The organism is Cryobacterium sp. M96 (assembly GCF_002929845.1).
GTDB classification, from domain to species: Bacteria; Actinomycetota; Actinomycetes; order Actinomycetales; family Microbacteriaceae; genus Cryobacterium; species Cryobacterium sandaracinum.
Genome location: NZ_PJJS01000041.1, coordinates 88488 through 97660, shown reverse-complemented (window position 1 = coordinate 97660; position 9173 = coordinate 88488). Strand labels below are relative to the sequence as shown.

7 protein-coding genes are annotated in these 9173 nt (G+C 68.5%); 4 read left to right on the top strand and 3 right to left on the bottom strand.

Annotation, left to right across the window (positions count from 1 at the left end; all coding sequences use genetic code 11):
* Nucleotides 1–742: 742 nt before the first annotated feature.
* Together CXY79_RS05790 and CXY79_RS05785 are read left to right on the top strand one after the other, a co-directional pair.
* Nucleotides 743–2464, top strand: coding sequence for an ABC transporter ATP-binding protein (locus tag CXY79_RS05790; RefSeq protein WP_104100201.1), 1722 nt, complete (start codon nt 743–745; stop codon nt 2462–2464).
* Entirely contained in the window at nt 2461–4266 is a 1806-nt protein-coding gene (locus CXY79_RS05785) for an ABC transporter ATP-binding protein (RefSeq protein WP_104100193.1), read from the top strand. The genes CXY79_RS05790 and CXY79_RS05785 overlap by 4 nt, the downstream gene beginning before the upstream one ends.
* A gap of 28 nt (nt 4267–4294) precedes the next feature.
* Here CXY79_RS05785 and CXY79_RS05780 read toward each other — a convergent pair whose 3' ends face one another.
* The 3 genes from CXY79_RS05780 to CXY79_RS05770 all read right to left on the bottom strand — a co-directional run bounded on the left by CXY79_RS05780 (nt 4295) and on the right by CXY79_RS05770 (nt 5589).
* On the bottom strand, nt 4295–4741 hold the full coding sequence (locus CXY79_RS05780; RefSeq protein WP_198411461.1) for a cupin domain-containing protein: 447 nt from the start codon (nt 4739–4741) through the stop codon (nt 4295–4297).
* A gap of 64 nt (nt 4742–4805) precedes the next feature.
* Nucleotides 4806–5126 carry an MGMT family protein gene (locus CXY79_RS05775; RefSeq protein ID WP_104100192.1) on the bottom strand — a complete coding sequence of 107 codons (321 nt, stop codon included), beginning with the start codon at nt 5124–5126 and terminating at the stop codon, nt 4806–4808.
* Nucleotides 5127–5136: 10 nt separating this feature from the next.
* Entirely contained in the window at nt 5137–5589 is a 453-nt protein-coding gene (locus CXY79_RS05770) for a GNAT family N-acetyltransferase (RefSeq protein ID WP_104100191.1), read from the bottom strand.
* Between the two features lie 175 nt (nt 5590–5764).
* Between CXY79_RS05770 and CXY79_RS05765 the strand changes: the two genes are divergently transcribed.
* Nucleotides 5765–6979, top strand: coding sequence for an NADP-dependent isocitrate dehydrogenase (locus CXY79_RS05765; protein WP_104100190.1), 1215 nt, complete (start codon nt 5765–5767; stop codon nt 6977–6979).
* Nucleotides 6980–7115: 136 nt separating this feature from the next.
* On the top strand, nt 7116–9071 hold the full coding sequence (locus tag CXY79_RS05760; protein ID WP_104100189.1) for a heavy metal translocating P-type ATPase: 1956 nt from the start codon (nt 7116–7118) through the stop codon (nt 9069–9071).
* Nucleotides 9072–9173: the final 102 nt, after the last annotated feature.

Sequence of the window (9173 nt, the reverse complement as noted above, 5' to 3'; positions counted from 1 at the left end):
GCCCGCGGTAGCCGCCCCGGGCGGCTCCCCGGTCGCCTCGCCGGCGCTGCGCGCGTGCTGCGCCGCTCCGCGCACGGCACGCCACGCGCGGAGCGGCGCATGACCGGCGCGCCGAATCCGAGCCACCCATCTCCGACTTCGAGAAGCTCGAGGGCTGCGTCACCTGCCTGAGCGTACGGGTGCGCTGAATCCCGATCCCCGAATTCGGCGCTTGCGCCCGAGGCCCCGGAACCGTAGTCTGAAAAGCTGCCTGATCAGGGGGGCACAGCTCAGACACCACGCGCTCAGGAGGCCGACATGACCAAGACAGCACCGTTCACGATCGCAACGTGTGCGAACGACGGCGCGCGCCTTGGCGCAGCCACCTCGTTCCCGCGCGCCGCTTAGCCTGCCCCCTCCCGCGATCTCCCGCCCCGCCTCGGGCCTGACTCCGGGCCGCTGACACCCAGCGACCGGCTCCGCCCCGCAGGCCGGCAGCCATGCTGCCCCCGGAAGCTACGGCTTCCACCCCCGCCGACCGACGTGCTCGTCGTCGGCCTCCCGGCGCCGCGCGCCGCCGTTCACTGGAACCAGACTCGTTCAGGACTCACTCGTGACCACGCTCACCGACCACAGCCATCCGCCCGACCCCGACCCCGCAGCGGGAACCGACCCCGTTGCCCTGCCCCGGAGGAACACCCTCCAGGTGCTGCTGCGCCTCTACCCCTTCGCCCGGCCGGCCCTGCCGCGGCTGGCCCTCGGCATGCTCGCCGCCCTGCTGGCGGCGCTTGTGGCGCTCACCATCCCGCAGGTGCTGCAGCGCCTCGTCGACGGTGCCCTGACTCAGCAGGACGCCGCCCAGATCTGGCCGGCCGTCATCGTGGTACTCGCCCTCGGCGTGATCGAGGCGGTGCTGATCGCACTGCGCCGCTGGTTCGTTCTCGGCCCCGGCACCCACATCGAGGCGCGGATGCGCAACGCGCTCTACGCCCGGCTGCAGGACCTCCCGGTCACATTCCACGACAAGTGGCCGAGCGGCCAACTGCTCTCCCGCGCCGTCAGCGACCTCAACCTGATCCGCCGCTGGATCTCGTTCGGCCTCGTGCTGCTCATCGTGAACGTCGTCACCGTTGTGATCGGCGCCGCCATCCTGGTGTCGATGAACTGGATCCTCGGCCTCATCTTCCTCGTCTGCTCCGTGCCGCTGTGGATCGTCGGCTACCTGTTCGAGGAGAAATACTCCGTCGTTGCGCGGCGCAGCCAGGACCAGGCCGGCGACCTCGCGACGGCCGTCGAGGAGTCGGTGCACGGCATCCGGGTGCTCAAGGCCTTCGGGCGCGGCAAGTTCGCGTTGAAGAATTTCTCCGACCAGGCCGAGAGCCTGCGCGGCACCGAGATTGAGAAGGCGCGCGCCATCGCCGGCATCTGGCTGTGGCTGCTGATGATCCCGGATGTGGCCTTCGCCCTCTGCCTCGTCGCCGGTGTCTGGCTGGCCGGCCAGGGCGAGTTCAGCGTGGGCGGGCTCGTGGCCTTCTTCGCCACGGCCACCGTGCTGCGCTGGCCGATCGAGTCGGTCGGGTTCCTGCTGTCGATGACCTTCGATGCCCGCACCGCGACCGACCGGTTCTTCGACGTGCTCGACGCGCCGAACGCCATCACCGACCCCGAGCATCCCGTCACCGTCGACCGGCCCCGCGGCCGCCTCGCGTTCGAGAACGTGCACTTCCGCTACCCCGACTCGCCGAGCCGCTTCCCGGACCTGCTCGACGGCGTGGACCTGGTGCTCGAACCGGGGGAGACCATGGCGCTCGTTGGTCTGACCGGCTCCGGCAAGTCCACCCTGACGGCGCTCACCACCCGCCTCTACGACGTGACGGAGGGGGCGGTGACCCTCGACGGGGTCGACGTGCGCTCCCTCGGCCGCGAGGAACTGCGTCGCCACCTGTCGATGGCGTTCGAGGATGCGACGCTGTTCTCGGCATCCGTGCGCGACAACGTGCTGCTCGGCCGTCCGGAGTGGGCCGAGCGCTCGCCCGAAGCGGATGCCGCACTCGAGGAGGCGCTCATGGTTGCCCAGGCCGGCTTCGCCCACGACCTCCCGGAGGGCGTGGACACGCTCGTCGGAGAGGAAGGGATGAGCCTCTCCGGCGGCCAGCGGCAGCGGATCGCGCTCGCGCGGGCGGTGGCGGCGAAACCCGCCGTGCTCGTGCTCGACGACCCGTTGTCGGCGCTCGACGTGAACACCGAGTCCCTTGTCGAAGCCGCGCTGCGCGAGGTGCTCTCCGCGACCACGGCGCTGATCGTGGCGCACCGGCCGTCCACCGTGATGCTCGCCGACCGGGTGGCGCTGCTCCAGAACGGGCGTGTCACCGCGATCGGACGGCACTCCGATCTACTCCGCGAGAGCGAACACTACAAGTTCGTCATCTCGAGCCTGGAAGACGAAGAACGACGAGAGTCCGCACGAGAGGAGGCGGCGCGATGACCGTCACCGGTGTCGAGGGCGAAGACCGCAGCAACTTCACCGCCGCGGAGAGCAAGCAGATCCGGGGCCGGTCGCTGCGCCTGCTCGGGTCGCTGCTGCACCCGGTGCGCTTTTCGGTCCTCGCGGCAATGCTGATCGTGGTCGTGTCCACGGCCGCGCAGGTGGCCGGCCCGGCCCTGATCGCGTTCGGGATCGACCGCGGTCTGCCCGCGCTGATGGAGCAGGACTGGGTGCCGCTGGCCGCCACGGGGGTGGTCTACCTCGCCACGGGTGTGGTCGGGGCCATCCTGATCGCCTGGTACACGATCATGTCGGCGCGGATCAGCCAGGCCGTGCTGATCGACCTGCGCAAGAGGGTCTTCCTGCACACGCAGCGGCTGAGCCTCGAATTCCACGAGTCGTACACCTCGGGGCGCATCATCTCCCGGCAGACCAGCGACCTCGACGCCATCCGGGAACTGCTGGATTCGGGCATCAACCAGCTCGTGCAGGGGCTGCTGTACATGGTGTTCACGGCGATCGCCCTGTTCCTGCTCGACGGTACGAGCGGGCTTGTCCTGCTCGCGTCGATCGTGCCGTTGGCGCTGCTCACCCGCTGGTTCCAGGTGCGCTCGCAAACGCTCTTCCGCCGGTCGAGAACGGCGTCGGCGAGCCTGATCGTGCAGTTCGTGGAGACCATGACCGGCATCCGTGCGGTCAAAGCCTTCCGGGCGGAGAAACGCAACGAGAAGGTGTTCGGCGAACTGGTCGAGGACTACCGCAAGGTGAATGAGCGGGTCATCCAGCTGTTCGGCATCTTCGATCCGGGTCTCGTGTTGATCGGGAACGTGGCCGTCGCGGTCGTTCTCCTGGTCGGCGGGTTCCGCGTCGTCGACGGCCAGCTCTATATCGGCGCGCTGCTCGCGGCCCTGCTCTACACCCGCCGGTTCTTCGACCCGATGGAGGAGATGGCGATGTTCTACAACTCCTACCAGTCGGCCGCCGCGGCGCTGGAGAAGATCTCCGGGGTGCTCGAGGAGCATCCCGGAGTGCCGGACCCGGTGACGCCGGTCGACCTCTGGGCGGCAAAGGGTGCGGTCTCGTTCGAGAACGTGCAATTCGAATACCAGAGCGACCGGGTCATCCTGCCGCAGTTCGACCTGACGATCCCGGCCGGGCAGACCATCGCCCTGGTTGGGTCGACCGGGGCCGGCAAGTCCACCCTGGCCAAGCTGATGGCGCGTTTCTACGACCCGTCGGTGGGTCAGGTGACCCTCGACGGCGTCGACCTGCGCGACCTGCACCCCAAGGACCTGCGCCGAGCGATCGTCATGGTCACCCAGGAGGCCTACCTGTTCAGCGGTTCGGTCGCCGACAACATTTCGATCGGCAAACCGGATGCGACGCCCGCCGAGATCGTGGCGGCGGCCCGAGCGGTCGGCGCGCACGACTTCATCGCGGGGCTGCCGAACGGGTACGACACCGACGTGAACAAGCGCGGCGGGCGCGTCTCCGCCGGGCAGAGGCAGCTGATCTCGTTCGCTCGGGCGTTCCTGGCCGACCCGGCGGTGCTCATCCTCGACGAGGCCACCTCGAGTCTGGACATCCCGAGTGAACGCCTCGTGCAGCAGGCGCTGCAGACACTGCTCGGGGGACGCACCGCCGTGATCATCGCGCATCGCCTATCGACTGTGGCGATCGCCGACCGGGTGCTCGTGATGGAGCACGGGCGCATCGTGGAGGACGGCACGCCCGACCACTTGATCGCCGGCACCGGCCGGTTCGCGCAGCTGCACGCCGCCTGGCGCGACTCGCTGGTGTGATCGGCGACGCGACTCGCGGCGCGAGCGGTTAGGCGAACCCCCAGGCCTTCTCCTCGTCGCTCGAGTCGTCGGAGAGCGGCGTGCCCGTCAGGGGGCGGTTGGAGGCGACCGGTCCGAGCGGGTGGTAGCTGGGATCCCGCGGGATCGCGGGCGATTCCTTGAGTTCGACGAAGATCGCGTGCGTCGGCGTGCGGCCGATGTTCACGCCGGCGTGCTCCTGGGCCGGCAGCCAGCGGGTCTCGCCGGCGGGCAGCTCGACGTCGATTTCGCGGCCCTCCGACGACAGGCGCCGGGCGTAGGCGCTGAGCGTGATCATGACGCTGTCGGGATGCTCGTGGGGATTGGTCTCATCGCCGGGAGCGTCGAGGAACTCGAGCACGCGAACGCGGTCGTTCTCAAGCAGTACTCGGTAGGCGCCCGGGTCGGTGACGACGGGATCGAGGGCGGTGTGTGCGGCTGTGCTTTCGCTGTCCATGAAAAACGGTAGCATCCGGCGCAGCCTCGAACCAAGCATTGCGGGCAACCCCGGGCGGTGATCGCTATGCGGGGCTCCAGCGCGCCGCCGCGTAATCGATGCGGTAGCCGTATGCCCCGGCCTTCAACGGGGTGCCCTCCGCGGTGTAGTGGGGGAGCGCGCGCTCCTCGTGCCCGATCGGCGGGCGTCCGCCGGCCCGGATCACACGCCACCAGGGCAGCGCGGTGCCGTGGCGCGCCATGATCTGCCCGACCAGGCGGGCCCCACGGGAGCCGAGCACGGCCGCGACATCACCGTAGGTCATCACGCGACCGGCCGGGATCGACTCCACGATTCCGAGAACGTGCGTGACGAAGGCAGGTTCCCGGGTGCCGGCATCCGTCATCGGCTGCGAGTCAGAGCTGCAATGCGCCGATAATCTCGCCGTAGACGGTTTGGCCGATGTCGCTGAAGCCCAGGCGGTGGAAGAACGACTCCGGCCCCTCTTCGCCGGGTTCCCAGATCACGGTGATGTGGTCGAAGCCGCGCTTGCGGGCCTCGGCGGCGAGTGCGTCTGCGGCGAACTTGCCGACACCCTTGCCCTGGGCCTCCGCGTCCACGTTGATGCGCCAGATGCAGGCACGGAATTCTTCGTGCGGTGAGTCGGGGTCAAAGTTTCCGTGAATGAAGCCGGCAACCTCGCCGTCCAGCAGAACGACGCGCTGCCAGGCGGTAGCAGGGTTGATGACGGACGCCGCGACCGCGTAGGAGACGGGGGCGATGAACTGCTCCTGACCCGGTTTCAGGCTCAGGCTGTTCGCCGCGACGATGTTGCGCGCGGACAGTTCTTCCAGTCGTAGTTCACCCATGCGAACAGGCTAACGTGCACCGGAGCCGGCCGGTAGTCGGGTTTTCGGACGACAGGGCGTGGGGGGTGGCCCCATCCGGAAGATCCGGAAACTGTCTCGATGTCAAGATAGTTACGTCGCTCCACTAGAATCGGTGTGGCTATTCTTGCCCCCCGATATTCTGAGGAGATTTCCATTGGCGAAGATCAAGGTTGAAGGCACTGTCGTCGAGCTCGACGGGGACGAGATGACCCGCATCATCTGGCACGCGATCAAGGAGACCTTGATCCACCCGTACCTCGACATCGACCTCGAGTATTACGACCTGTCGATCCAAAAGCGCGACGAGACCGACGACCAGATCACGATCGACTCGGCCCGCGCCATCCAGAAGCACGGCGTCGGCGTCAAGTGCGCGACCATCACGCCCGACGAGGCGCGCGTCGAGGAATTCGGCCTGAAGAAGATGTGGGCGTCGCCCAACGGCACCATCCGCAACATCCTCGGCGGCACCATCTTCCGCGAACCCATCATCATCTCGAACATCCCGCGCCTCGTGCCGGGCTGGAATAAGCCGATCATCATCGGCCGCCACGCGTTCGGCGACCAGTACAAGGCCACCAACTTCCGCTTCGAGGGCGAGGGCACGCTCAGCATGACCTTCACCCCGAAGGACGGCTCGGCCCCGCAAGAGTTCGAGGTATTCCAGGCCCCCGGCAGCGGCGTCGCGATGGGGATGTACAACCTCGACGACTCCATCCGCGACTTCGCCCGCGCGTCGTTGAACTACGGCCTCGAGCGCAAGTACCCGGTCTACCTGTCGACGAAGAACACGATCCTCAAGGCTTATGACGGCCGCTTCAAGGACATCTTCCAGGAAATCTTCGACGCCGAGTTCAAGGCCCGCTACGACGCGGCCGGCCTCAGCTACGAGCACCGCCTGATCGACGACATGGTCGCCTCTGCCATGAAGTGGGAGGGCGGTTACGTCTGGGCCTGCAAGAACTACGACGGCGACGTGCAGTCGGACACCGTCGCGCAGGGCTTCGGCTCGCTCGGCCTGATGACCAGCGTGCTCTCCACGCCTGACGGCAAGGTCGTCGAGGCCGAGGCCGCGCACGGCACCGTGACGCGCCACTACCGCCAGCACCAGCAGGGCAAGGCCACCTCGACCAACCCGATCGCCTCGATCTATGCCTGGACCCGCGGCCTCGCGCACCGCGCCAAGCTTGACGGGAACCCGGCGCTCGCCGAGTTCGCCAACACGCTCGAAGACGTGGTCATCAAGACCGTCGAGAGCGGCAAGATGACCAAGGACCTCGCGCTTCTCGTGGGCCCGGAGCAGGCCTTCCAGACGACCGAGGAGTTCCTCGCGGCCATCGCGGAGAACCTCCAGGCCCGCATGGCCTAACCCGCAGCGACAGGGCGGCAGTCTCACCCCCGGGGTGAGGCTGCCGCCCTTTTTTGGCGTTTTTCCGGGTTTTCCCGGCCCTGAGGGGAGGCTTTCCTTGCTGGCGGTGGCCGGCGAGTGAGGCAAGAATATGACCATGTCGTCTCTGGTCGCCGCCGTTCGTCGTTACCCGCTCGTCGCCACGACCGTGCTGCTCGGGCTCATCGGCGCGGTGCTCGCCCTGGGCGGTCAGACGGATGCCGTGCGCTGGCTGTTCAGTGGATTCGGCCTGCTGGTCGCCGGTTACGAAACGATCGGCATGGTACGACGGCTGCTGCGCGGCACCCTCGGTGTCGACGTGCTCGCTATCACGGCCATCGTCGCCACGGTGCTGGTGGGCGAATACGTGGCCACCCTGATCATCGTGCTGATGCTCACCGGAGGCGCGGCCCTCGAAGACTTCGCCGTGAACCGGGCCAAGCGGGAGCTCGACGCCCTGCTCCGGCGGGCCCCGCAGATCGCGCACCGGCTCGGCGCCGGCGCCGGCACCGATACCGACACCGGCACCGATACCGATACCGATACCGATACCGACACCGGAAACGGCGAGGTCGAGGACGTGCCGGCCACCGACGTGCGGCCGGGCGACCTGCTTCTCGTTCGCCCTGCCGAGATCGTGCCGGTCGACGGCGCTCTGGTCTCAGTCAGCGCAGTCTTCGACGAGTCCTCGCTCACCGGGGAGAGCCTCCCGGTCGAGCGCGAAGCCGGCGACGCCGTGCTCAGCGGGTCGATCAACGGCCAGGCTGCCGCCACCATCCGAGCCACCGCGACCGCCGCGGACAGCCAGTACCAGCAGATCATCGCGCTGGTCGAAGAGGCATCGGCCAGCAAGGCCCCCGTGGTGCGCCTGGCGGACCGCTACGCCGTGCCGTTCACTGCGGTCTCGCTCTCGATCGCCGCCCTGGCCTGGATCGTCAGCGGCGACCCGGCCCGGTTTGCCGAGGTGCTGGTGGTGGCGACCCCCTGCCCACTCCTGATCTCCGCACCGGTCGCCTTCATGGGCGGCATGAGCCGGGCCGCCCGCAACGGCATCATCGTTAAGGGCGGTGGGGTGCTCGAAATGCTCTCTCGGGCCAAAACCGTGGTCTTCGACAAGACCGGCACGCTCACCCACGGCAGCCCCACCATCGCCCGCGTGCTTCCCGAGCCCGGCTTCGACGAGGACGAGTTGCTCGTACTCGCCGCGTCCGCGGAGCAGTACTCGTCGCACGTGCTCGCGGCATCCGTGATCGCGGCGGCCCGGACCCGCGGGCTGGAGCTGATCGGGTCGGAGACCGCGAACGAGGTTCCCGCGCACGGCGTCGTGGCCCGGCTGGGCGCCCGCGAGGTCACCGTGGGCAAGCTGTCGTTCATCCGGGAACGGGCGACGGATGCCGTGGCCGCCCCGATCGAGGGCGGCGAACTGGCCATCTACATCGCCGTCGACGGGCGCTTCGCCGGCAGCATCGTCGCCAGTGACACGCTGCGGGAGAACGCACCGCAGACTCTGGCGGATCTGCGGGCGCTCGGCCTGCGGGACACCGTGATGCTCACCGGCGACGCTCGGCCCACCGCCGAGCACATCGCGGCGCTGGTGGGGATCGAGCAGGTGCAGGCGGACTGCCTGCCCGCCGACAAGGTCAACGCCGTGCGTGGCCTGGCCCACCGCCCGGTGATCATGGTCGGCGACGGGGTGAACGACGCACCCGTGCTGGCCGTCGCCGACGTCGGTATCGCCATGGGAGCCCGCGGGGCCACGGCCGCGAGCGAATCGGCCGACGTCGTCATCCTGATCGACGACCTGACCCGCGCGGCCCGCGCGGTCGCGATCGGCCAGGACACCATCCGGATCGCGCTGCAGAGCATCTGGCTCGGCATCGCTCTGAGCCTCGGCCTGATGGTCCTGGCCGCGTTCGGCTTCATTCCCGCCACCGCGGGAGCACTATTGCAGGAATTCGTCGACCTGGCCACGATCCTGAACGCGTTGCGGGCGATCGGCGGCCGCCGGGACGCCTCGGTGCAGGCCCAGATCGCCGCTCGCAAGCCGGCGGCGGCCGGCGCGCTGAGTCGCTGAGTCGCGTCACCCTACTGTGCTGGATGCCCCCAGTTCAGGTGTCAACGCGTGCAAGTTGCACAGTCTGAGGTCGAATTCAGCTAGCTTCAAGTTCATGTGCCT